The following is a 23556-nucleotide window of genomic DNA, read 5'->3' on the forward strand; positions in this document are numbered from 1 at the left end:
GAGAGTTGCCGTGTGTGGGATTTTCGGCGAGTTCGGCAGGGACCTCCAGCGATCCGACACGACGGCCCGGAATACGACGGTTCGCCGCGTCTCCCGGACGCTCGAACACCGGGGTCCCGACGACGAGGGCGCGGCCTTCGGCGACGGCTGGTGGCTGGGCTTCCGCCGCCTCGCCATCCTCGACCTCAGCCCGGCGGGCCACCAGCCCATGGCGACGCCGGACGGACGTTATTGGCTGGTCTTCAACGGCGAGATCTACAATTACCGCGAACTCGGCGCCGCGCTGGAGCAGTCGGGCGTGACCCTGCGCAGCCGCTCCGACACCGAGGTTCTGCTGCACATCCTGGCGCGTGAGGGGGCGGAGGGGCTGAAGCGGCTCAACGGCATGTTCGCGCTCGCCTTCATCGACACCGAGCGGCGCACCTTCCTGCTGGCCCGCGACCGGCTGGGCGTCAAGCCGCTTTACTGGCAGCGGCAGGGCGGGGGCTTGCGCTTCGCCTCCGAACTCAAGGGACTGCTGGCCTGGCCGCAGGCGCCGCGCGCCATCGACCGCGCGGCGGTGGCCGAGTTCCTGTGCCTGGGCTACCTGTCCCCGGACCGCTGCATCGTCGAGGGCTGCGCCAAGCTGCCGCCCGGCCATGTGGCGGAGGGCAGCCTGGACGCCCCCGAGATCGCCCCCCGCCCCTACTGGTCGCTGGAGATCGACTCCCGCGTCGGCGGGCGCGGGAACCAGACGCTGGCCGACGCGGATCTGGACGAACTGGAAGCGCTGGTCGCCGACGCCGTGCGCATCCGCCTGCGCAGCGACGTCCCGGTCGGCGTCTTCCTGTCCGGCGGGATCGACAGCGGCCTCGTCGCCGCGCTGGCGGCCGGGCAGTCCTCCGGCTCCCTGCTGGCGCTGTCGGTGACCTTCCCCGGCGCCTCCGGCGACGAGAGCGACCTTGCCCGGGCGACGGCGGCACGGCTCGGCCTCGACCTGCGGCTGCTGGAGCAGCGCCCGACGGCGCTGGGCGACCTGGACAGGCTGGCGCCGGTCTATGACGAGCCCTTCGGCGACAGCTCCGCCCTGCCGACGCTGCAGCTCTGCGCCGCGGCGGCCGGGCACGCGACGGTCTTCCTGTCCGGCGACGGCGGGGACGAGGCGTTCGGCGGCTACCGCCATTACGTGCAGATGGGCCGCTACGGCTGGCTGAGGCATGTGCCGGACCCGCTGCTGAGCCTGGGTGGCGAACTGGCCCGCCGCCTGCCGCCGGGCCGCCGGGCCGCGTACCGCCTCGCCAAGATCGGCCTGCCGGACATGGGCATGGCCGCCGTGTTCGACGGCTTCGGGCTCGCCCAGGATCCGGCCTTGCAGGCGATCCTGCCGCCCGATCTGCGCGGCGGGGCCAGGGGTGTGGCCAGCGGCGTGGCCGCCTCCGTCCAGCGGGCGTGGGAGCGCAGCCGCGGCCGGCCCTTGCTCGACCGCCAGCGCGCGCTGGACTACGCCCTCTACCTGCCGGAAGACATTCTGGTGAAGATGGACCGTGCCTCCATGGCGCATTCGATCGAGGTGCGCTCGCCCTTCCTCGACTACCGGGTGGTGGAGTGGGCCGCCAAGCTGCCCGCCACGGCGCTGATCGACGGCGAGCAGGGAAAGATCCCGCTGCGGGCTTTGGCCCGGCGGCACCTGCCCCCGCCGGTGAGCGCCGGCCTGAAGCGGGGCTTCGGGGCGCCGGTCGGCGACTGGCTGCGCGAGCCGGCCGGCGCGCGCTTCGCGGCGGAGCGGCTGCTCGACGGCGGCGGGGAAGGCCGGGGCCTGTGGGACCGGGCCGGCGCCGCCCGCCTGCTGGAGCTGCACGGCGCCGGGCGCGGCCGGGATTTCGGCGATCTGCTCTGGCGCCTCCTGGTCCTGGAATCCTGGGCACGCCATCACCTCGGCCCGGCGGAGCGGACGCGGGAGGTCCGCCCCGCCACGCCCGCCCTGTCGCTCGCCGCCGCGCATAAAACAACAAAAGGGGGGAAAGAGGCCGCATGGAACCGCTTCGCATCGCCATGATCATCCAGCATTACCCGCCGCACATGGGCGGTGCGGAACGGCAGCTCGCCGTCGTGGCGAAGGGACTCGCCGCCGAGGGGGCGCAGGTCTGCGTGCTGACCCGCAAGGTGGACGACGCCCCCTACGCCGAGACGGTGGACGGCGTGACCATCCGCCGGATCCCCGTGCCCGGCCCGAAGCCCGTCGCGTCCCTGTCCTTCACGGCGGGGGCGCTGCCGGTTCTGCTGCGCTGGCGGCCGGACGTCATCCACGCGCACGAGCTGCTGTCCCCGGCCACCACCGCGCTCGCCGGCAAGATGCTTCTGGGGGTGCCGGTGCTGGCGAAGATCCTGCGCGGCGGCCTGCTCGGCGACATCGCCAAGCTGCGCCGCAGCGCCAGCGGCCGGATGCGCCTGGACGCCATCCGCCGGCGCGTGGACGCCTTCACCGTCATCAGCCGCGAGATCGACGAGGAGCTGCGCGCCCTCGGCGTTCCGGAGGAGCGGCGGGTTTTCATCCCGAACGGCGTGGACCTCGCCCGCTTCCACCCGGCGGCGACGGCCGAACGGTCCCGCCTGCGCGAAAGCCTGGGCCTGCCGGACGTGCCCATCGCGCTCTTCTCCGGGCGGGTGGAGCCGGAAAAGCGCATCGACCGGCTGATCGCGCTCTGGCCCGAAATCCGGGCGGCGGTGCCGGGCGCCCTGCTGGTCGTCGCCGGATCCGGCAGCGAGGAGGACCGGCTGCGCGCTGCCGCCAGGGAGGCCGTCGGAGAGGGCGTGCGCTTCGTCGGCTACGTGCCGGACATGGTGCCCTGGTACCGGGCGGCCGACGCTTTCGTCCTGCCGTCCACCACCGAAGGGCTGTCGAACGCCCTGCTGGAGGCGATGGCGAGCGGCCTCGTCTGCGTCGCGACCGCCGTCGGCGGCACGGTGGACGTGATCCGTCCGGGCCGGACGGGCCTGCTGATCGACCCCGGCGACGAGCGGGAGCTGGTCTCCAGCCTCATCGCCGCGCTCTCGTCCGAGGAGGCCCGCCGCATCGCCGCCGAGGCGCGGGCCCAGATGGTCGACGACTATTCGCTCGACGGCACGATCCGCAAACTGCACGCGCTTTACGGCCGGCTCGCCGGACCCAGGCCGGGCGCGTGGCGCACCGCTTGAGACAGGAGTACCCATATGGATTCCTTAGTCCGCACTGTCAGAAAGCTCGCCAAGCAGTCCGCCCGCGCCGTGTTCCTTCGCTCCGGCATCGCCGCGCTGGTGCGCTGCGCCTTCGTCCGCCGGCGGGTGACCATCCTGATCTATCACGAACCGGATCCGGACACCCTGCGCCGCCACCTCACCTACCTGGCCCGCCACTACCATTTCATCACCCTCGACGCGGTGGGGCGGGCGCTGACGGAGAAGCGGTGGGACGAGCTGCCGGACTACCCGCTGGTGATCACCATCGACGACGGCCACGCCAGCAACCGCGCGCTGGCCGACCTGTTCCGGGAGTTCGGCGTCCGCCCGACCATCTTCCTGTGCAGCGCCATCACCGGGACCGACCGGCCCTTCTGGTGGAAGACCAAGGCCGCCGAGACCCTGGACATCGAGGGGCTGAAGCTGTTGCCCGACCGCGAGCGCCGCGCGCGGCTGGAGGCCGCCGGGGCCGGCGAGCGCGTCGAAGGGCCGCCGCAGGCGCTGTCCTGGGACGAGGTGCTGAACATGGCCACCGTCGCCGACTTCGGCGCGCACACGCGCACCCACCCCGTGCTCATCCGCTGCGACGACGCGTCCTGCGCGGAAGAGATCACGCTCTGCCGGCCGGAGCTGGAAGCCGGCATGGGCCTGCCCTGCCGGCATTTCGCCTATCCCAACGGCGATTACGGCGAGCGCGAGATCGCCCTGGTCCGCGGGGCCGGCTTCGTCACCGCGCGGACCACGGATCCGGGGTGGAACGGGCCGGACGCCGATCCGATGCGGCTCAAGGGCATCGTGATCCCGGACAACGCCGTCGTCCCCTGGCTGGCCGCGAAGCTGACCCTGCCCATCTCCCTGCCCCGGCTGCGTAAGGACCGGCAGGAGGAAGGCGAAACACCCCCTTGCGCGCCGGTGGGCATCGGCGTCCGCCAACGCACCTGACCCCGGAAGAGGCCGCCATGATCGTTCCGAAGAGCGCCATCCGGCCGACGCTGGTCGCCAAGGGCCTGCTGACCTACGTCCTGCCGCAGGCGGCACTCGCGCGCTCGACCGGCGGCTACACGCTGTCCGCCCGCTACTGCTATTCGGTCTTCCTGCGCCACCGCCTGTTGCTGGCCGCGGCCGGGCTGGACGCGCCGCCGGACAGCGTCGCCGAACTCGGCCCCGGCGAATCGCTGGGGGTCGGCATCGCGGCGCTGATCGCCGGGGCGTCCCGCTACCGCGCCTTGGACGCCAAGCCCTACGCGGGGGTGGAGGCCAACCTCAAGGTCTTCGACGAGTTGGTCGCCCTGTTCCGCAGCCGCGCCCCGCTGCCCGGCAACGACGAGTTTCCCGAGATCAAGCCGGCGGTGCCGCCCGGCGGCGGCCCGGCCGATCTGTTCGACCGGGAAAGGCTCGACGCCGCCCTGGCCGACGACCGGCTGCGCGTCATCCGGCAGGCCGTCGCCGAGCCGGGCTCCCGCCCCGACATCCTCAGCTACGTGGCGCCCTGGGACGCGCCCGACCTCGTGAAGGCCGACAGCGTGGACTGGCTGTTCTCGCAGGCCGTCCTGCAATATGTCGACGACCTTCCCGCCGCATACCGGACCTTCGCCTCCTGGCTGCGGCCGGGCGGCGTCATGACTCACCAGATCGACCTGCGCTCGCACAACACGAGCCCCTGGTGGAACGGACATTATTCCTACCCTGAGCCGGTCTGGCGCATCGCGCGCGGCGCGCGCCCCTATTTCCTGAACCGGGAGCCCTATTCGGCCCACATCCAGGCGCTCAAGGCCGCCGGCTTCGACAGCGTCGCCGAGCACACCGTCCGCCTGCCGGGCGGCCTGCCCCGGCACCGGCTGGCCGGCCGCTTCCGCACCGGGCTGACGGACACGGACCTCCACGTCTCCGGCCTGTTCCTGATCGCCCGCAAGAAGGGCCATGCGCCGCAAGCCTGAGGAGAGCGGAATGCTGGGCAGGGTTGATCGAGGACCGTACGCCGACGATCGTCGGGCAACGACCGCCGCCCAGAGCCGAAGCCACGATGTCCGGGTGGTGGCGGTCGATGATTTCGACGGGCTCACGCCCCACAGGCCGGCCTGGGACGATCTGGCCTGGAACGCGCCCCAACGGATTCCCACGCTGCTGCCGGGTTGGGTGGAGGCCCACCTTCGTCATTGCCTGACGCCGGAGGAACGCTGGTTCTGCGCCTTCGCCTATGCCGGCGAACGGCTGGTCGGCGTGATGCCGGTCGTCGCCGCGCCCCACCGGTTCCTCGGGCCGGCCTTTCCCGTCCTCCAGACACCCTGCGGCGAACACACCCCGTCCGGCGACATTCTGCTGGCGCCGGATCAGGCCGCTGTCGCTTTCCGGGCCTTGCTCGCGCACATCCACGGGCGCATCCCGAGGCATCTGGGGATCGCGCTGAAGCATGTGCCCGAACGCTCTCCCCTGCGGGACGCTTTGCGTCAGACCTTCGACGGCTATTCCCTGTGCCCGGGTTCCACGGCCAAGGGGTCGATCATCCGACTGCCGGACTCCCCGACCTCCCGAACGGTGACCCTGAGCAAGAATCTGCGGCGCAACCTGAAACGAGCGCGCAAGAACCTCGAAACCAGGGGCGCCGTTTCGGTGGAGATCCGCAGCGGACCATCAGTCCTGCCGGACTTCCTCCCGGAATTCCTCGTCCTCGAGGCGTCGGGCTGGAAAGGGAAGATGGGAACGGCCATCGCCAGCAGCGAGCGGACGACCGCCTTCTACCGGGCGCTCGTCGAGAACTTCTGCGCTCAGGGCCGTTTCGAATGGCACATCCTCCGGGTCGACGACCGGCCCGTCGCCGTGGGCATGGGGCTTCGGTGCGGAGCGTCGCTGATGCTCCCGAAAATCGGCTACGACGAAGGCTACGAGGACGGAGACCCCGGAAACATCCTGACGGAAGAGGTCATCCAAAGCGCCATTGCACGGCCCGACATCCTCGACATCAACCACATGAGCGACCAGGGGTGGCATCGCCTGTGGCACATGGACCAGGACGACTACGCCGATGCCTTCCTCGTCCGGAAAGCCGCCCTTCCCTTCCTGCTTGAGTTCCTGCCCAGACGGCTGAAGCAAGCCAAACGATCGTTCAGGGACAGAGCGCCGGTCGACCAAGGGTGAGGGTGAGCGCTGAACCAGGGCAATCGCACTTCAATTTCCTCTCCCCTCCGGGGAGAGGGTTAGGGTGAGGGGGGTGCGCTTTTGCCGGACCTTCCGCCATGCACAACCCCCTCACCGGCTCTCGGCGAAGCTCCGCTTCGCCTGACGCCGTCAGCGCAAACTTCGTTGGCGCGAGAGGCCCTCCGGGCCACCCTCTCCCCAGAGGGGAGAGGGTTAAAACTCCAAATGCGATTGCCCTGAGCGCTGAACCCCCTCGCCCAGCCCCGCTGGGAAAGGGGTAGATTTGCACGGCAAATCGATCGGGGCCGGATCGTTTCGGCGGAAATGAAAGACAATCCCTCATCGCGTCCCGTAGATCGCGTCCATAACAGCGCTGCGACGATCTCTTTAACAGCGCTGCGATGACTTGGCGTTCATTGATGATGGCGCCAGATCATAAGATATTGCAGCGCACCATAGTTATGGAAGCCATGCGTTTTCAGCGCGTCGTCTTTCGCACATCCGATGCCATCATTCTTTCAACAAATGCTGGCGGTCTTGAACGCCGTGCCGGCGCCCACCCCGTCGTGGAGAACGAACACCATGAAGAAGAACCATTCCCTGGCCCGCCTCATCGTCACCAGCGGTGTCGCCCTGGTCTCGCTGCTGGCCGCCGCCGCCAGCGCCGCCGTGGTCGCGGACGTGAAGCCGCAGCCGGTGCCGGCCCGGATCGACTGGAAGGCCATCACCGACACGGCCAACGAAAGCTTCCTGTTCAACTGAATTTCGGCGTCCCAGGACGCCTGGACTGAATTTCGGCGTCCCAGGACGCCTGGAGAGCATCATGAGCACCGATCACCCGACCTTTGCGTCCCGTCCGACCACCAAGGAACTCCGCGACATCCGCCGCGAGGCGGAGGAACTGCGCGCCGCCTTCCTGCGCTCGCTGGTCCGCCGCATTATCGCCGCCTTCACCCACCGCGGCGACGCGGCCCACGGCGGCCTGACCCCCGCGCGCTGACGCCGGACGGCGGAGGGCTCCCGGAGCCCTCGCCGCCGCCCGCAGCCGGGACGGGTCCGGCGCCTCGCGACAGGAGCTCGACGAACGGGCGCCCGATGAACAGGCATTCGATGAAAAGCCATTCATGAAGGGATGTTCATTTGCCCCAAGCTGATGCTTGGGGGTCAAATCGAAGCGTAGCTCTTCAGCATGTGTGACCTTCGGGAGGAGGTGCGCCATGGATGCGCTTTCGTCTTCCGGATTGCCGTCGCCGCAGGACATGGTCGCCTCGCTTCAGCAGTCCATCGACAACGCGGTCAAGAACATCCAGGCGCAAGCCGCCGCGCCGCAGGCATCGGACAACGTCCAGGACTTCCAGAAGACGGTGGACAAGTCCACCATACACACCCAGGGCTTCGCCACCGACATCGGCATCCTGGTCAACAACACCAGCCGCCTGAACGTCGTCAGCCAGTTGCAGGCCAACGACCCGGCCGATTTCTTCAAGTTCCGCGTCACCTCGTCCGGCCCCATCACGCTCGGCAAGGTCGGCGACGACGGCAGCCGCGTCCAGATGCTGAGCACCTACGGGCTCGTGCTGGCCGACAGCGACCCGAACGCGGGCGACGCCTATGAAGCGTTCAAGCAGATGCAGCAGGGAGACTACGACCTGCAGGCCGGCTCCTACGCGATCCGGGTGACGCGCACCGGCGACGTGGACGCCAAGCAGCCGCTGAACTACGCGATCCAGCTCAGCCAGGGCAGCGGCTACTCGCAGGACTACGACACCATCGCCAAGGCGGCGCAGCCCAGCGACAACCCGTTCCAGATGCCCTCCTCGACCCTGGCGCTGGTGGACATGCTGAACGGCGGCTCCCAGGCCGCGCAAGCCTTCGGCGGCGGCGGCCAGAGCGTGCTCGGCATCATGTTCAACGGCACCTTCTGACCACCGGCCCCGCCCTCAGCGCCGTCCCTGCTTGTGGGCGAGCTGGGCCATGGCCCCCTGCCTGGGCACGATCTTCTCGGCGTAGCGCGCCGGCATGGTCGGGCTTTTCCAGCGGCCCGCCTGCTGGATGGCCGGCAGGCCGAAGCCCGCCGCGGTCAGGTCCTGGGCGGCGCCCACGCGCAGCGAATGGCCGGACACCAGCGCCGGGTCCAGCCCCGCCGCCTCGGCGCGGCGCTTGAAGATCTCCGACAGGCGCCGGCCCGGATCCGGCCCCTGCACGGCCAGCGGCCCCAGCACGGCGCCGCCCTGCCCCACCTGAAGCCACAGCGCCTCGGCCGCCCCTTCCAGCCGGGCGAGCTTGCGCTCCAGCGTCTGCCGGCGCCGTGTGGCGTTCAGCACCCGCCCCTCCCGCAGCGCCGCGGCAAGGTCGCGCAGCGCCTGCCGGGTCCGCCGCTCCTCCCCGCCCAGCGCGTCGGAGCGCGCCTCCATCCAGTCGCGCACCCGGCGCACGGTGTCGGGGGCCAGCCATCCATAGTGCCCCTGCCCTTCCTGGTCGGTCTTCGACCGCGCCAGATAAATCAGGCCGGAGCCGTCGGCCTCGATCTTCACGTCCTCCAGCCGCAGGGACACCAGCTCGCTCCGCCGCAGCAGGGCGTCGTAGCCGACGGCCAGCAGGGCGGCGTCGCGCAAATCCTCCAGAAGAGGGCCGTCGGCGATCTCCGCCAGGATCAGGTCCAGCTCCGCCCGGCCAAGGCCCAGCGCCTGGGATTGGCGGGTGCCCTTGCGCCGCGCCAGCGCCTTCATCTTCAGCTGCACGGGCGCGGTCTTGGTCGGGTCGGGGTGGTGGTGCACCCGGTGCAGCCACGCCAGCGAGGACAGGCGGCGCGCCAGCGTGGCGTAGGTCAGCGGCTTGGCCGTGCGCGGGTTGGTGCGCGCGGCGAGATCCTCCAGATAGGCGACCACGGTGTCCGGCGCGGCGGGCAGCGACTCCCGACCCGTGGCGATGCACCAGCGGATGAAGTCGTCGGTGTCGGCCTTGATCGCCCGCTTGGTGTTGGCGGCAAAGGCCTCCTCCGCCGCGTCCAGCGTGTCGCGGACGCGGCCGGCCGGTGTCGCGGGAATGGCGCCCGGCGCGGGGCGGGAGGGAAGGCGGTTCATGCTGCTGGGGCTCATGCTGGCGGGCGGTGTTCCAGGGGAAGGCCGAACGTCTCGCGGCAAGGACCACCGTCCTTTAGCACGAATAAGCCGCAGGCGGGGGAAACAGGCATGCGATGAAAATTAATAAATAGCCACGTATGCTTTTGTAGACATTCGCCGGACGGTCGTCCGTCCGCTGGGGGCACATATGCAGGTTGTTATCGTCGATGATGATCCAAGCACCTTGTTCATCACGAGCGCGGTGATCCGGCGCATCGACGACGCCGACCCGATCGGCATGGCGAATCCCTTGGAAGCTTTGGACTGGCTGGACCAGAACACGCCGGACCTGATCCTGATCGACCAGATCATGCCCGACCTGGACGGCATGGGCATGCTGACGCGCATCCGCGCGCAGCGCCATCTGGCCGACGTGCCCGTGGTCATGATCACGGCCGACACCTCCGTGAAGCTGCGGGTGGCGGCGTTGGAGAACGGCTGCACCGACTTCCTGAACAAGCCCATCGTCGTGCCGGAGCTTCTGGCGCGGGCGCAGAACCTGCTGCGGCTGCGCATGGGCCAGCGGATGCTGAGCGAGCACGCGGCCATGCTGCGCGACCGCGTCGAGGAGGCGACCGCGCAGTTGCGCCAGCAGGCGCTGGAACTGGTCGGCCGGCTGGCCCGCGCCGCGGAGTTCCGCGACCCGGAAACCGGCATGCACATCGAGCGGATGGCCAACTACTCCCGCCTGATCGCCGTCCGGCTTGGGCTGGACCCGGACGAGTGCGACCGGATCGCCCAGGCCGCCCCCATGCACGACATCGGCAAGATCGGCATCCCCGACGCCATCCTGCTGAAGCCCGGCCGGCTGACGGCGGCCGAGATGGAGGTGATGCGCCAGCACACCGTGATCGGCCATTCCGTCCTGCAGGGCAGCGAGCATCCGCTGATCAACCAGGCGGCGGAAATCGCGCTGGCCCACCACGAGAAGTTCGACGGCACCGGCTATCCCGCCGGCCTAAAGGGGGAAGCCATCCCGCTGGCTTGCCGCATCGTCGCCGTCGCCGACGTCTTCGACGCGCTGACCACCGCGCGCCCCTACAAGCGGCCCTGGCCGCTGGAGGAGGCGAAGGCCTTCCTGCTGGCCCACCGCGGAACGCACTTCGATCCGGCCTGCGTCGACGCCTTCCTGCAATGCTGGGACGACGCCGTGGCGATCCACCGCGACAATCCCGACCCCGACGACATCGAGACGCCGTGACCGGACGCCATCCATGAAGTTGCCTCCCCACGCGGTGACGCCGCGCGATCCGGGGCACCGCGCCTACGCGCGCCGCTCGAAGGCTCTGGTCACCGGGGTGTGGCTGGCGACGCTCGTCCTCGCCGCCTCGGCCTGGACCGCCGCCGTCACGCTGACCGAGCGCGACCGGCGCGACGCCATCCAGCGGGCGCAGCGCGACACCGGCAACCTCGCCCACATCATCGCGGAGCAGACGACCCGCGCCATCGCCGGGGCCGACCGCATCCTGAACTACGTCGGCTACGACCTCTCGCGGCTGGGCGGGCGTAGCGCGCTGCTGCGCGAGGTGATGAAGAACGCGACGCTGGATTCCGACCTGCTCCTTCAGCTCGCCTACGCGGACGGCGCCGGCGACCTGATCCAGACCAGCGTGGACGACGCCCCGGCCAAGGTGAATGTGGCCGACCGCGAGCATTTCCGGGTGCACCGGGACGGCACCGTGCAGGGACTGTTCATCAGCCGCCCGGTGTTCGGCCGGGCCTCCGGCAAATGGTCGATCCAGCTGAGCCGCAAGGTCACCGCGCCGGACGGCGGATTCGGCGGGATGATCGTCGCCTCGCTCGACCCCTTCTACTTCAGCCGGATCTTCGACGACCTGGACGTCGGCCGGCAGGGCATCGTCGCCATCATCGGCCGCGACGGCATCCTGCGCGCGCGCAGCGTGATGAACGACAAAATCATCGGGCAGGACGTGTCCGGGTCGGCCGTCCACGCCGCCGCCCTGGCGCAGGGCGACGGCTTCCTGCGCAACACCAGCCCCGTGGACGGCGTGACGCGGCTGATGAGCTTCCGCAGCCTGGACAGCTATCCGCTGGTCGTCATCGCCGGCTTCGCCGAGGCCGAGTTCATGGCCGAGACCTGGGCGCGCCAGCGCATCACCATGGCCGGGGCGGCGGCGGCGACCGCGCTGCTGCTCGCCATGGCGCTGCTGGTGACCTGGCAGAACCGGGCGCAGGCCCATGCCCACGCGGAGCTGGACGAGACGGCCCGCGACCTGCGCACCAGCCGGGAGCGGCTGCGCGACATCGCGGAGACCGCGTCCGACTGGTTCTGGGAAATGGACGCCGACCTGCGCGTCGCCGAGCTGTCCGGCGGCTTCGACGGCGCGGGCGGTGACCGGGAAGCGTTGCGCGGCCGGCGCTGGGACGAGATTGCCCTGCGCGAACCGGGCGACGAGGAATGGTGGGAGACGCACCGCCGCTGCCTGGAGGAACAGCACGCCTTCCGCGGCTTCGAATTCGCGGTCCGGGCGGCGGACGGCGGCATCCGCGTCTGGTCGGTCAGCGGCAGGCCGGTCATCGGCGAGGACGGGCGCTTCGCCGGCTATCGCGGCTCGGGCGCTGACGTGACGGAGCGGCGGCGGGCCGAACGGTCGCTGGCCGACAGCGAGCAGCGCTACCGCGCCATGTTCGCGGCGGTGGGCCAGCCGATCGTCGTGACCGACCACCGGGCCGTCATCACCGGCTTCAACCCCGCGGCCGAGGCCTTGTTCGGCCATGCCGAGGCGGCGGTGATCGGCCGGAACGTGTCCGTCCTGATGCCCGATCCGCAGGCCGCCGGCCACGACGCCCTGTTCCAGGCCTACCGCGCCAGCGGCCGCGGCCGGCCGGTCGGCGTGATCCGCGAGGTGGCGATCCGGCACGCCGACGGCACCCTGATCCCCACGGAGATCGCCCTGTCGAGCTGGCGCGTCGGCGGGCAGGAGCATTTCATCGGCGTCTTCCGCGACGTCACCCAGGCCAAGCGGATCGAGGCCGACCTGCGCCGGGCGCGCGACAGCGCCGAACACGCCAACCGCATGAAGAGCGAGTTCCTGGCGACCATCAGCCACGAGATCCGCACCCCCATGAACGGCGTTCTGGGCACGCTGACCCTGCTGGGCGGCGGCGAGCTGGGGGCGGAGGAACGGCGGCTGGCCGGCATCGCCCGCCACTCGGCGGAGAGCCTGCTGCGGCTGCTCGACGACATCCTGGACTTCTCCAAGCTGGAGGCCGGGCGCATCGCCATCGAGGAGGAAACCTGCTCCCCCGCCCGCATCGCGGAGGCGGTGCTCGGCGTGTTCCGGCCGACCGCCGACGAGAAGGGGCTGTCGCTGTCCAGCCGGATGCTGCCCTCGGTGCCGGACGCCGTGGTCACCGACCCGGCGCGGCTGCGGCAGATCCTGTTCAACCTCGTCGGCAACGCGATCAAGTTCACCAGCGCGGGCCACGTCGCCGTCCGGGCGCGGCGCGGCGGCGACCTGCCGGACGGGCGCTTCCTGCTGGAGTTCGAGGTGGAGGACACCGGCATCGGCATCGCGCCCGACGCCCTGCCCCACCTGTTCGAGCGCTTCACCCAGGCCGACAGCTCCATCACCCGCCGCTACGGCGGCACCGGCCTGGGGCTGGCCATCTGCAAGGAGCTGTCCAGCCTGCTCGGCGGCGGCATCGGCGTGACGAGCGAGCCCGGCCGGGGCAGCCTGTTCCAGTTCACCATCGCCTGCGCGCCGGGCGACCCGGCGGCCCTGCCGTCCGAGACGGCGGACCCGGCCGACGATGCGGCGGCGCGGGCCGCGCTCGGCCCGCTGCATGTGCTGGCCGTGGACGACAACCCGGTGAACCGCGAGATCGTCTGCGCCATGCTGCGGCGCGCCGGGCACACGTTCGTCGCCGCGGCGGACGGCGCCGAAGCCGTCGGAATGGCGGAGCGGGAGCCGTTCGACCTCGTGCTGATGGACATCCAGATGCCGGGAATGGACGGCCTGACCGCGACCCGCCTGATCCGCGAACTGCCGGGTCCCTCGGGTCAGGTGCCGGTGATCGCGCTGACGGCGCACGCCTCCGGCAGCTCCCGCCCGGAATGCACGGCTGCGGGCATGAACGGGTTCGTCGCCAAGCCGATCCGCCCCGCCGCGCTGTTCGCCGAAATGGCCGCCGTGCTCGGACTCCACGGTGACGGGGTGCGCAAGGACACCGGGCGCCCGAAAGCGGCGACGCCGGCCGGCGACCTGATCGACCGCGCGCAGATGGACAGCGTCGTGGAAGCGCTCGGCCCCAAGGGCTGGCGCGAGGCGGCGGAGCAGTTCGAGCGCATCGCCGCCGAGCAGATGCGCTCGATCGCCGACGCTCTGGCCGGCGGCGAGGATCCCGGCCGCGCCGCCCACACGCTGAAAGGGCTGGCCTGGAACGTCGGCGCCAAGCGCCTGGGCGACCTCGCCCGCGCCATCGAAAAGGCGGAACCGGCCGAAGCGCTCACCCTCATGAACGAGCTGGGCCGGGCAATGGAGGACACGGTGGCCGCGTTCACGGTGGGAGCGTGAGTTTCCACCGGCGCTGACATACCCCCCTCACTCCTTTTGATCGTCTGTACTTTGTTCCTTTGTGACTCGCTGGCGACCGATTCTTGCGTCAGCCAGGAGTCCACCGCCCCGCACTCCCAACTATTACACAGCGTAAATATTAAATTTAGGGCAGAAGCCATTTTCCTGTTGTGTACCCATGATTAGCCAATCTATGAACGCCGCCATCCTGCACAGCGCAAATAACTCCTGGAGCGGCTCGTGTCTTTCCGCAAGAGTGCAAGCGAATATCTGGAATCCCAGCGCAACTATGAGTCCAACGCCCGGACTTATCCCAGAAAGCTTCCCATCGCGATTGACAAGGCCAAGGGCATCCACATCACCGATGTGGACGGCCGGGTGTTCCTGGACTGCCTGTGCGGGGCCGGGACGCTGGCGCTCGGGCACAACCACCCGGTGGTCGTGGATGCGATCCGGGAGCATCTGGAGGCCGGGCGGCCGCTCCACACGCTGGACCTGACCACGCCGGTCAAGGACTCCTTCGTCGAGGCGCTGTTCGCCACCCTGCCCGCCCCGCTGCGCGACAACGCGCGCGTCCATTTCTGCTCGCCCTCCGGGTCGGACGCGGTGGAGGCGGCGCTGAAGCTCGTGAAGACCGCGACGGGCAAGCGCGGGATCATCGGCTTCTCCGGCGGCTACCACGGGCACACGCAGGGCGCGCTGGCGCTGATGGGCAACCGGGGGCCGAAGGCGGCGGTGCCCGGCCTGATGGGCGACGCGCATTTCCTGCCCTATTCCTATTGCTACCGCTGCCCGGTGGGGGCGGAGGGCTGCCACGCCGCCCGCACCGCCAACGGCCGCCCGCCCTGCGCGCATTTCGCCGAAAACCTGCTGGACGACCCGGAAAGCGGCCTGCCGCCCGTCGCCGGCATGATCCTGGAGCCGGTGCAGGGCGAAGGCGGCGTGATCCCCGCCGACGACGCGTGGCTGCGCTCCGTCGCCAAGCTCGCCAAGGACAGCGGCGCCGCGCTGGTCCTGGACGAGGTGCAGACGGGCTGGGGCCGCACGGGCAAGCTGTACGCCTTCGAGCACGCGGGCGTCGTGCCGGATGTGCTGGTGCTGTCCAAGGCCATCGGCGGCAGCCTGCCGCTGGCGGTCATCGTCTATCACCGCGACCTGGACCTGTGGCAGCCGGGCGCGCACACGGGCACTTTCCGCGGCAACCAGCTCGCCATGGCCGCCGGTCTGGCGACCCTGCGCTATTTGCAGGAGAACGACATCCCCAGCCATGCCGCCGCGATGGGCGGCCGCTTCATGGAGCGGCTGCACGCGCTGAAGGACAAGCACGCCTTCATCGGCGACGTGCGCGGGCGCGGGCTGATGATCGGCATGGAGATCATCTCCCCCGACCAGGGCGACCGTGTGGGCCGTCCGCTCGGCGACGGGGCGACGGCGAAGGCGCTCCAGGCGGCCTGCTTCAAGCGCGGGCTGATCGTGGAGCTGGGCGGGCGCCACGGCGCCGTGATGCGCCTGCTGCCCCCGCTGACCATCACGCCGGACGAGGTGGACACGGTGTCGGCGATCATCGAGGCGGCCTGCGAGGACGTGGCGGTGACCGCTCATGCCTGAGAAAACTATGTTCAAGACCGATTTTTTCGCGAATGACCCGGCCAGCCTGGAGCAGTGGCGCCGCCTGACGGCGGCGGTCATGGACACGCTGGAACGCAACCTGCCGGCCGGGGCCTACGCGGGCGGCGACGCGCGGGATCTGGGCGCCGTGATCGAGCCGGAGATGCTGCCGGCCGGGGCGCGGTCGCTGGATCAGGCGATGGAGGCGCTCGGCCGCATCGTCCGCCATTCGGTCGCCGTCTGGCACCCGCACACGGCGGCGCACCTGCACTGCCCCGTCCTGCTGCCCGGCGTGGCGGCGGAGACGGTGGTCGGCGCGCTGAACCAGTCCATGGACAGCTTCGACCAGGCAGCGGCGGCGACCCTGCTGGAGCAGCGCATGGCCGAGTGGCTGTGCCGGCTGGCCGGGCTGCCGCAGGAGGCCGGAGCGACCTTCACCAGCGGCGGCACGCAGTCGAACTACATGGGGCTGCTGCTGGCGCGCGACGCCTTCTCGCAGCGGCACTGGGGCCACGCGACGCGGCGGAGCGGCCTGCATCCGGAGTTCCGGCGGCTGCGCATCCTGTGCTCCCGCTTCGCGCATTTCAGCGTGGCGAAGTCGGCGATCCAGCTTGGCCTGGGCGAGGACGCGGTGGTGCCGGTCGATGCCGACGACAACTACCGCACGAACCCGGAGGCGCTGGAGGCGGCCATCGCGCGGGTGCGGGCGGAGGGTAACCTGCCCTTCGCCATCGTCACCACCGCCGGCACCACCGACTTCGGCGCGATCCCGCCGCTGGACCGCATCGCCGACATCGCGGCGCGCGAGGGGCTGTGGCTGCATGTGGACGCCGCCTATGGCGGGGCTCTGCTGCTGTCGCCCACGCACCGCGCCAAGCTGGCGGGCATCGGGCGGGCGGATTCCATCTCGGTCGATTTCCACAAGGCCTTCTACCAGCCGATCAGTTGCAGCGCCTTCCTGCTGGCCGACCGCCGGCATTTCGAGCTGGTCCGCATCAACGCCGAGTATCTGAACCCCGAGGACCACGACGCGGAGGGCTTCCCCGACCTCGTCAACTGGTCGATCTCCACGACGCGGCGGTTCGACTCGCTGAAGCTGTGGCTGACCTTCCAGCTGGTGGGGGCGGAGCGCTTCGCCGCCATGATCGACCGCACGGTGGAGCTGGCCGGCTGGTTCGCAGGGCATCTCGCCGGGGACGCGCGCTTCGAACCGCTGCACCGGCCGGACTACGGCTGCGTGGTGTTCCGCTACGTCTCCGGCGGCGGGGCGGTGCTGGACGAGGCGCTGAACGACGCCATCCCCAAGGCGCTGTTCCGCGCCGGGGAGGCCGTGCTGGGCCACACGCGCATCGACGGGCGCAACTGCCTGAAGGTGACCCTGCTGAACCCGCGCACCGAGCCGGCGGACCTGCTGGCCCTGCTGGACCGGATCGAGGCCTGCGGCCGCCGGCTGAGCAGCGACTGAATGGGCCGGGTTTAAATGGGAGGCGCTCGATCCCGGAGACTCGCCACCGCCGTGGGTGGCGGGGCCGTGCTGCTGTGGGCGGTGGAATCGGCGCTGGTCACCGGGGTGCAGCGCATCCCGCCCTTCCAGATCGCCTTCCTGGGCTTCGCCGCGACGGCTCTCGGCGTGCTTCCGTTTCTGATGCGGCGGGGCATGGGGACGACGCTGCGGCGGCTGCCGCTGCGGGCCTGGGCGGTCAGCGTGCTGTGCCTGCTGGGGTTCCACGTCTGCCTGTACCACGCAGTGCAGACGGCCCCGCCGGCTCAGGCGGCGCTGATGCTGGGCTTCACGCCGCTGCTGATCGTGTTCGGCTCCGCCCTTCTGCCGGGGGAACGGTTGCGCTGGTGGCACGTCGCGGGCGTGCTGCTGGGGCTGGCCGGCTCCCTGGGGCTGGTGGCACGCGACGCTTGGGGAGAATTGGGCGGAATGAGCGGGGCCGACCCGCTGCACCTGCTGGCCGCCGTCGCGGCGGCGGTGATCTGGGCCAGCTATTCCCTGGCAAGCCGGACCTTCCCCGCCGTGCCGACCAGCGCGGTCGGGGCCTACTGCGCCGGGGCGGCCGTCGTCGCGGGGCTTGGGCACGGCCTGTTCGAGGACTGGGTGACGCCCACGGGCGCCGAGCTTGCCGTCATCCTGGCGCTGGGTCTGCTGCCGGCCGGGCTGGCGACCTTCCTGTGGGACCACGGCGTGAAGCGCGGCGACATCCAGGTGCTGGGCGTGCTCGCCTATGGGGAGCCGCTGCTGGGGGCGGCCTTCGTGATCCTGCTGGGGGCCGAGGAACTGTCCTGGCCGCTGCTGGCCGCCGCCGTGCTGATCGTCGGCGGCGCCCTGCTGGCCTCCCGCGACCTGTGGCGGAGGCCGCTCAAAGAAGCCTGACGTCGTTGCGACGAACTACGGATTTCGCCTGTTGGATGTGCGGCCCGGCGCGGTCAAGGCATCCAAAGGGGGGAGGTCGTTCCATGCGGTCGCAGCGGCTTACGGGATACATCATCGCCGGCATGCTCCTGGGCATCGTCGTCGGCTACGCCGTCAACAGCCTGGCCCCGGACGAGCCGACGGCGAAGGCCATCGCCGGCTACATCGCGCTGATCACCGACATCTTCCTGCGGCTGATCAAGATGATCATCGCGCCGCTGGTCTTCTCCACGCTGGTGGCGGGCATCGCGCACATGCGCGACAGCGGGGCGGTCGGCCGGATCGGGTTGAAGGCGATGAGCTGGTTCGTCGCGGCGTCGCTGGTGTCGCTGCTGCTCGGCCTCGTCATGGTCAACCTGCTGCGGCCCGGCGAGGGGCTGGACCTGCCGCTGCCCGATCCGGGGGCGGCGACCAACCTGAAGACGGCCTCCCTGTCGTTGAAGGAGTTCGTCACCCACCTCGTCCCGCGCAGCATCTTCGAGGCGATGGCGACCAACGAGATCCTGCAGATCGTCGTCTTCGCCATCTTCTTCGGCGTCGCCGCCGGGGCGGTGGACAAGTCGGAGATCGTCGTCCGCTGGATCGAGGAGTTGTCGCACATCGTGCTGCGCATCACCGACTATGTGATGCGCTTCGCGCCGCTGGCGGTGTTCGCGGCCATGGCCTCCATCGTCGCCACGCAGGGGCTGGGCGTCATCGTCACCTACGGCAAGTTCATGGTGGAGTTCTACCTCAGCATCGCCATCCTGTGGCTGGTGCTGTGCACCATCGGCTTCCTGTTCCTGGGCGGCACACTGTTCACGCTGATCCGGCTGATCAAGGACCCGATCCTGCTGGCCTTCAGCACGGCCAGCAGCGAGGCCGCCTACCCCCGCACCATGGAGGAGCTGGAGAAGCTGCCGGTCAGCGAGCGCATCATCGGCTTCGTCCTGCCGCTGGGCTATTCGTTCAACCTCGACGGCTCGATGATGTACTGCACCTTCGCGACGATCTTCATCGCGCAGGCCTACGGGATCGAGCTGACGCTGGGGCAGCAGCTGACCATGCTGCTGATCCTGATGGTCACCAGCAAGGGCATGGCCGGCGTGCCGCGCGCCTCGCTGGTGGTGATCGCGGCGACGCTGGCGACCTTCAACGTGCCGGAGGCCGGGCTGCTGCTGATCATGGGCATCGACCAGTTCCTGGACATGGCGCGCTCCGCCACCAATGTCCTGGGCAACAGCCTGGCGACCGCCGTCGTGGCGAAGTGGGAAGGCGAGCTGGGCGTCGGGACGCAGCCGGTCGAGGATCCGGCCACGGTTCGGGATATCGGCTGACCGGCAGAGTATGACCGGACAGGGAGTAACGGCGATGCGGCGCGCGCTGGTTCTCGGAGTTCTCGGGGCGGTTCTCCTGGCGGTCGCGGCGGCTCCGGCCGCCCCGGCGTCCGCGCAGGAGCTGACCGGCACGCTGCGCAAGCTGCACGACAGCGGGCGGATCGTGCTGGGCTACCGGGAGAACGCCTTCCCCTTCGCCTACCGCGACGCGCGGGGGCAGCCGACCGGCTATTCCCTGGACCTCTGCCGCGCCGTGGTCGAGGAGGCGGCGTCCGAGCTGGGCCGCGACCTCGCGGTCGCCTACCACCCCGTGACGGCGGAAACCCGCATCCCCGCCCTGCTGGACGGCAGCATCGACCTGGAATGCGGCGTGACCACCAACAACCACGCCCGGCAGAAGCAGGTCGCCTTCTCACCCATGATCTTCGTCAGCGGCACGCGGCTGCTCGTCCCGCAGGGGAGCCCCATTTCCACCAGCCAGGACCTGCGCGGCCGGACCGTCGTGGTGACCCAGGGAACCACGAACGAGGCCGCCCTGCGCCGGCTGATCGAGCGGCAGAAGCTGGACACCAAGCTGGTCACGGCGCCGGACCACGACCGCGCCTTCGCCACCCTGGCCGAGGGCGGCGCCGACGCCTTCGCCACCGACGAGGTTCTGCTGTACGGCCTGCTGACCAAGCTGGACCAGCGGGGGGCGTTCCGGATCGTCGGCGAGTATCTGTCCTACGACCCGTACGGGCTGATGTACCGCAAGAACGACCCGGCCTTCGCGGAGGTCGTCGACCGGACCTTCACGCGCCTGGCCGAAAGCCGGGACATCCTGGAAATCTACACGCGCTGGTTCCTGCGCCGCCTGCCGTCCGGCGAACGCCTCGACCTGCCCATGAGCGCGCAGCTGGAGGAAAGCTTCCACCTGCTGGGGCTGCCGGATTAGCTAGGCGCGTGGGCGCTGCATGGCCTCCCTCGCCCGGCTCCGCCGGGAGAGGGAGGCCATGCAGCGCCTTACGGGCAGACCTTCTTCACGGTTTCGACCAGCTTGTCCGGGTTGAACGGCTTCACCAGCCAGCCGGTGGCGCCGGCTTCACGGCCGGCGGTCTTCTTGGCGGGGTCGGCCTCGGTGGTCAGCAGCAGGACGGGGGTCGCGCGGTTGAGCGCGCTGCCGCGGATCGCCTTGGTCAGGGCCAGACCGTCCATGCCCGGCATGTTCAGGTCGGTGATGATGCAGTCGAACTTCTGCTTGTTGACAAGCGCCAGCCCCGCCGCCCCGTCGCCGGCTTCGGACACGGCATAGCCCGCCTTCTGCAGCGTGAAGGCGACCATGTCGCGGATGGTCTTGGAATCGTCGACGGTCAGGATGCTCTTGGGCACGGGTCCGGTCCCTATGGAACTGATGCCAGGAAAAATCTCGCAAATGCGAGATATCGCTTAGGCATCTTACGGCATGCCGTCAATACCCGGATGTGCAAGAGATGCGGCAAGGCGTCGCGCAGCGGCCCCATTCGGCCATGAACCGCTGCGCGACGAACGCGATGAGACGGCGGTTACGCCCCCAAAATGGCGTTACGCCTTGGTGTCGACGTGCTGGCCGCCGGCCTCGTTCGGGCCGGCCTTGGCGACGCCCACCATGGCCTCGCGCAGCAGGCGGCCGTGGATGGTGTAGCCGGGCTGGAGCACCTGCACGACGGTGCCGGCGGACTTGCCGGTGTTCTCGATCTCGAACATGACCTGATGGAAGTTCGGGTCGAACAGCTCGCCGGTCGGGTCGATCTTCTTGATGCCGGCGCGCTCGAAGGCCGAGATCAGCTGGCGCTCGGTCGCCTCGACGCCGACGGCGAGGCTCTTCAGCATCTCGTCGTTCTCGCGGCCCTCGGCCGGCACGGCCTCCAGCGCGCGGCGCAGGTTGTCGGCCACGGTCACCAGCTCCTTGGCGAAGCTGGACACGGCGAACTTGCTGGCGTCCTCGCGGTCGCGCTGGGCGCGGCGGCGGGTGTTCTCCACCTCGGCCATCTGGCGCAGAAGCTGGTCCTTCAGGCTGGCGACCTCCGCCTCCAGCTGGGCCACGCGCTCCTCGGGCGGGGCGACATCGGCGGCCTGCCCGTTGGCGGCCTGACCATTGGCGGCTTCGGTCTGCTCCACCTCGGCTTCGGCGGGCTTGTTCTGCTCTTCGCTCATGGCTCTCTCGTTGTCGTCTTCTGGTCGTTCGAAGCGTGGGGAAGCGGCCCCCGGCCGGCGTCGTCACCCGACGAGCCGGCTGATGACCTTGGCTGTATAATCCACAAGCGGGATGATGCGCGCATAATTGATGCGGGTCGGGCCGATCACCCCGATGGCGCCGATGACCTGCTCGCGGCTGTTCTGGAACGGCGAGATGATCAGCGAACAGCCGGAATGGTTGAACAGCACGTTCTCGGCGCCGATGAAGATCTGCACCCCGTCGCCCTGGCCGGTGGCGTCCAGCAGGCGCAGCATGGTCTCCTTGGTCTCCAGCGCCTCGAACAGGGAGCGGACGCGCTCCAGGTCCGACAAAGCGGTGACGTCCTCCAGCAGCTTGGCCTGGCCGCGCACGATCAGCTGGCCGCCGCTCTGGCCGCCGCTGCCCGCCCAGGTGGCGAGGCCGGCCGCGACGACTCGGCGCGACAATTCGTCCAGCTCGGTCTTCTGCTCCTCGATCTCGCGCAGCACGGCCTGACGCGCCTCGTCCAGCGTGCGGCCGACCAGCTTCGCGCTGAGGAAGTTGGACACCATCTGGAGCGTGGAGGCGGGAACCCCCACCGGCACCTCGATGACGCGGTTCTCGACCAGCCCGTCCTCGTTGACCAGCACCACCAGGGCGCGGCCGGGGGCAAGCGAGACGAACTCGATGTGCTTCAGCGGCCGGTCGGTCTTGGGCGCCACGACGAGGCCGGCGCAGTGCGACAGGCCCGACAGCATGGTCGACGCCTCGCCCAGCACGTCCTGCAGGGACCGGCCGGAGGAGGAGCATTTCGCCTCGATCGATTCGCGCTCGTCCTCGGAGAGGGAGCCGATCTCCAGAAGGCCGTTGACGAACAGGCGCAGCCCCGCCTCGGTCGGGATGCGGCCGGCCGAGGTGTGCGGGGCGTAGAGCAGCCCCTGCTCCTCCAGGTCGGCCATGACGTTGCGGATGGTCGCGGGCGACAGGGCCATGCCGAGCCGGCGCGAGATCGTGCGCGATCCCACCGGCTCGCCGGTCGCCACATAGGCGTCGACGATCAGCCGGAAGACCTCGCGGGATCGTTGGTTCAGTTCGGTGATCATGGCGCGGCCATCATGGCGGGGACGGGAACCGGGTGGCTTGCGTGACTTGAGCGTGTCGAATTTAGGCAGGTATTCGCCCCGAATCAACGTGCGCCCCGGTTGCGCGCTGGACGGCGGCGGCATCAATCGCTAGCCTGCCGGCCGTTTTCAACAGACCTGCGGATATGCCCGATGCGTCCCTCCGGCCGCGCCCTCGACCAATTGCGCACCATTTCCCTAGAGCCGAACTTCAGCAAGCACGCCGAGGGGTCCTGCATGGTGCGCTTCGGCGACACGCATGTGCTGTGCACCGCCAGCGTGGACGAGGGCGTGCCGCGCTTCCTGAAGAACACGGGGCTCGGCTGGGTGACGGCGGAATACGGCATGCTGCCGCGCTCCACCCACAGCCGCACCGACCGCGAGGCCGCCAAGGGCAAGCAGTCCGGCCGCACGCAGGAGATCCAGCGCCTGATCGGCCGCGCGCTCCGCTCCGTCACCGACCGCGCGGCCATGGGCGAGAAGCAGATCAAGATCGACTGCGACGTCATCCAGGCCGACGGCGGCACCCGCACCGCCGCCATCACCGGCAGCTTCGTGGCCCTGCATCTGGCCTTCCAGCACCTGCTGTCCATCGGCGCCATCAAGACCATCCCGCTGACCGACCATGTGGCGGCCGTGTCCTGCGGCATCTACAAGGGCTCGTCCGTGCTCGACCTCGACTACGCCGAGGACTCGACCGCCCAGGCCGACGCCAACTTCGTGCTGACCGGCAACGGCGGCATCGTCGAGATCCAGGGCACCGCCGAAGAGCGCCCCTTCACCGAACCGCAGTTCATGGAGCTGCTGGCGCTGGCCCGCAAGGGCATCAACGAGCTGGTGGCGTTGCAGAAGGCCGCCATCGGGGCGAAGTAACAGCGCCGCGCCCGTTGCCCCCACCCTCCCACGCTGGCGCGTGGGTCCCTCCCTCC

Annotated in this window: 19 protein-coding genes and 1 pseudogene; 16 read left to right on the plus strand and 4 right to left on the minus strand. The window is 70.1% G+C overall.

The genetic code is table 11. The features are described 5' to 3' along the window. Positions 1-10: 10 nt before the first annotated feature. The 8 genes from asnB (at position 11) to ACSVC7_RS11770 (ending at position 8255) form a co-directional block, all read left to right on the plus strand. Positions 11-2035, plus strand: a complete 2025-nt coding sequence (asnB, locus tag ACSVC7_RS11735) for an asparagine synthase (glutamine-hydrolyzing) (protein ID WP_483508298.1) — start codon at positions 11-13, stop codon at positions 2033-2035. After that, positions 2011-3174, plus strand: a complete 1164-nt coding sequence (locus ACSVC7_RS11740; RefSeq protein ID WP_448204587.1) for a glycosyltransferase family 4 protein — start codon at positions 2011-2013, stop codon at positions 3172-3174. The genes asnB and ACSVC7_RS11740 overlap by 25 nt, the downstream gene beginning before the upstream one ends. A gap of 15 nt (positions 3175-3189) precedes the next feature. Next, positions 3190-4137, plus strand: coding sequence for a polysaccharide deacetylase family protein (locus ACSVC7_RS11745; protein ID WP_448204586.1), 948 nt, complete (start codon positions 3190-3192; stop codon positions 4135-4137). A gap of 17 nt (positions 4138-4154) precedes the next feature. Then, on the plus strand, positions 4155-5132 hold the full coding sequence (locus ACSVC7_RS11750) for a class I SAM-dependent methyltransferase (protein ID WP_448204585.1): 978 nt from the start codon (positions 4155-4157) through the stop codon (positions 5130-5132). A gap of 10 nt (positions 5133-5142) precedes the next feature. Further along, on the plus strand, positions 5143-6330 hold the full coding sequence (locus ACSVC7_RS11755) for a GNAT family N-acetyltransferase (RefSeq protein WP_448204584.1): 1188 nt from the start codon (positions 5143-5145) through the stop codon (positions 6328-6330). 582 nt (positions 6331-6912) lie between these two features. Beyond that, a complete protein-coding gene (locus ACSVC7_RS11760) occupies positions 6913-7092 on the plus strand; it encodes a hypothetical protein (RefSeq protein ID WP_448204583.1) in 180 nt (59 codons plus the stop codon). Positions 7093-7153: 61 nt separating this feature from the next. Then, positions 7154-7330 (plus strand): RSP_7527 family protein, encoded by a 177-nt coding sequence (locus ACSVC7_RS11765; protein WP_448204582.1) that lies wholly within the window; start codon positions 7154-7156, stop codon positions 7328-7330. Positions 7331-7547: 217 nt separating this feature from the next. Then, positions 7548-8255 carry a hypothetical protein gene (locus tag ACSVC7_RS11770; protein WP_448204581.1) on the plus strand — a complete coding sequence of 236 codons (708 nt, stop codon included), beginning with the start codon at positions 7548-7550 and terminating at the stop codon, positions 8253-8255. 15 nt (positions 8256-8270) lie between these two features. Here ACSVC7_RS11770 and ACSVC7_RS11775 read toward each other — a convergent pair whose 3' ends face one another. Then, positions 8271-9413 carry a tyrosine-type recombinase/integrase gene (locus ACSVC7_RS11775; RefSeq protein WP_448204580.1) on the minus strand — a complete coding sequence of 381 codons (1143 nt, stop codon included), beginning with the start codon at positions 9411-9413 and terminating at the stop codon, positions 8271-8273. A 187-nt stretch (positions 9414-9600) separates the two neighbouring features. Between ACSVC7_RS11775 and ACSVC7_RS11780 the strand changes: the two genes are divergently transcribed. The 7 genes from ACSVC7_RS11780 (at position 9601) to ACSVC7_RS11810 (ending at position 20267) form a co-directional block, all read left to right on the plus strand. Then, entirely contained in the window at positions 9601-10653 is a 1053-nt protein-coding gene (locus ACSVC7_RS11780; RefSeq protein ID WP_448204579.1) for an HD-GYP domain-containing protein, read from the plus strand. Positions 10654-10666: 13 nt separating this feature from the next. Beyond that, the gene (locus ACSVC7_RS11785) at positions 10667-13990 is read left to right on the plus strand and encodes a PAS domain S-box protein (protein ID WP_448204578.1); all 3324 of its coding nucleotides are present in this window, start codon (positions 10667-10669) and stop codon (positions 13988-13990) included. A gap of 240 nt (positions 13991-14230) precedes the next feature. Continuing rightward, a complete protein-coding gene (locus tag ACSVC7_RS11790) occupies positions 14231-15598 on the plus strand; it encodes a diaminobutyrate--2-oxoglutarate transaminase (protein ID WP_448204577.1) in 1368 nt (455 codons plus the stop codon). Continuing rightward, positions 15591-17063: a pyridoxal phosphate-dependent decarboxylase family protein gene (locus ACSVC7_RS11795; RefSeq protein WP_448204576.1), complete on the plus strand. Its 1473-nt coding sequence runs from the start codon at positions 15591-15593 to the stop codon at positions 17061-17063. Before ACSVC7_RS11790 ends, ACSVC7_RS11795 begins: the two co-directional genes overlap by 8 nt. Before the next feature lie 51 nt (positions 17064-17114). Next, entirely contained in the window at positions 17115-17978 is an 864-nt protein-coding gene (locus tag ACSVC7_RS11800; protein ID WP_448204575.1) for a DMT family transporter, read from the plus strand. Between the two features lie 83 nt (positions 17979-18061). Beyond that, complete coding sequence (locus ACSVC7_RS11805) at positions 18062-19333, plus strand: dicarboxylate/amino acid:cation symporter (protein WP_448204574.1); 1272 nt, start codon at positions 18062-18064, stop codon at positions 19331-19333. Positions 19334-19367: 34 nt separating this feature from the next. Continuing rightward, positions 19368-20267 carry an amino acid ABC transporter substrate-binding protein gene (locus ACSVC7_RS11810; RefSeq protein WP_448204573.1) on the plus strand — a complete coding sequence of 300 codons (900 nt, stop codon included), beginning with the start codon at positions 19368-19370 and terminating at the stop codon, positions 20265-20267. A gap of 68 nt (positions 20268-20335) precedes the next feature. Here the strand turns inward: ACSVC7_RS11810 and ACSVC7_RS11815 are convergent, their stop codons facing one another. From ACSVC7_RS11815 to hrcA, 3 genes and pseudogenes are all read right to left on the minus strand, one after another. Next, positions 20336-20701 (minus strand): response regulator, encoded by a 366-nt coding sequence (locus tag ACSVC7_RS11815; protein ID WP_448204572.1) that lies wholly within the window; start codon positions 20699-20701, stop codon positions 20336-20338. A gap of 192 nt (positions 20702-20893) precedes the next feature. Beyond that, positions 20894-21526, minus strand: a pseudogene (grpE, locus tag ACSVC7_RS11820) (nucleotide exchange factor GrpE); the annotation flags it as partial. Positions 21527-21568: 42 nt separating this feature from the next. Beyond that, positions 21569-22609 carry a heat-inducible transcriptional repressor HrcA gene (gene hrcA / locus ACSVC7_RS11825; RefSeq protein ID WP_448204571.1) on the minus strand — a complete coding sequence of 347 codons (1041 nt, stop codon included), beginning with the start codon at positions 22607-22609 and terminating at the stop codon, positions 21569-21571. 171 nt (positions 22610-22780) lie between these two features. On the opposite strand from hrcA, the gene rph reads away from it, so the two are divergent. Then, positions 22781-23500: a ribonuclease PH gene (gene rph, locus ACSVC7_RS11830; protein ID WP_448204570.1), complete on the plus strand. Its 720-nt coding sequence runs from the start codon at positions 22781-22783 to the stop codon at positions 23498-23500. Positions 23501-23556 lie beyond the last annotated feature (56 nt).

Source organism: Azospirillum mesophilum, assembly GCF_053470405.2.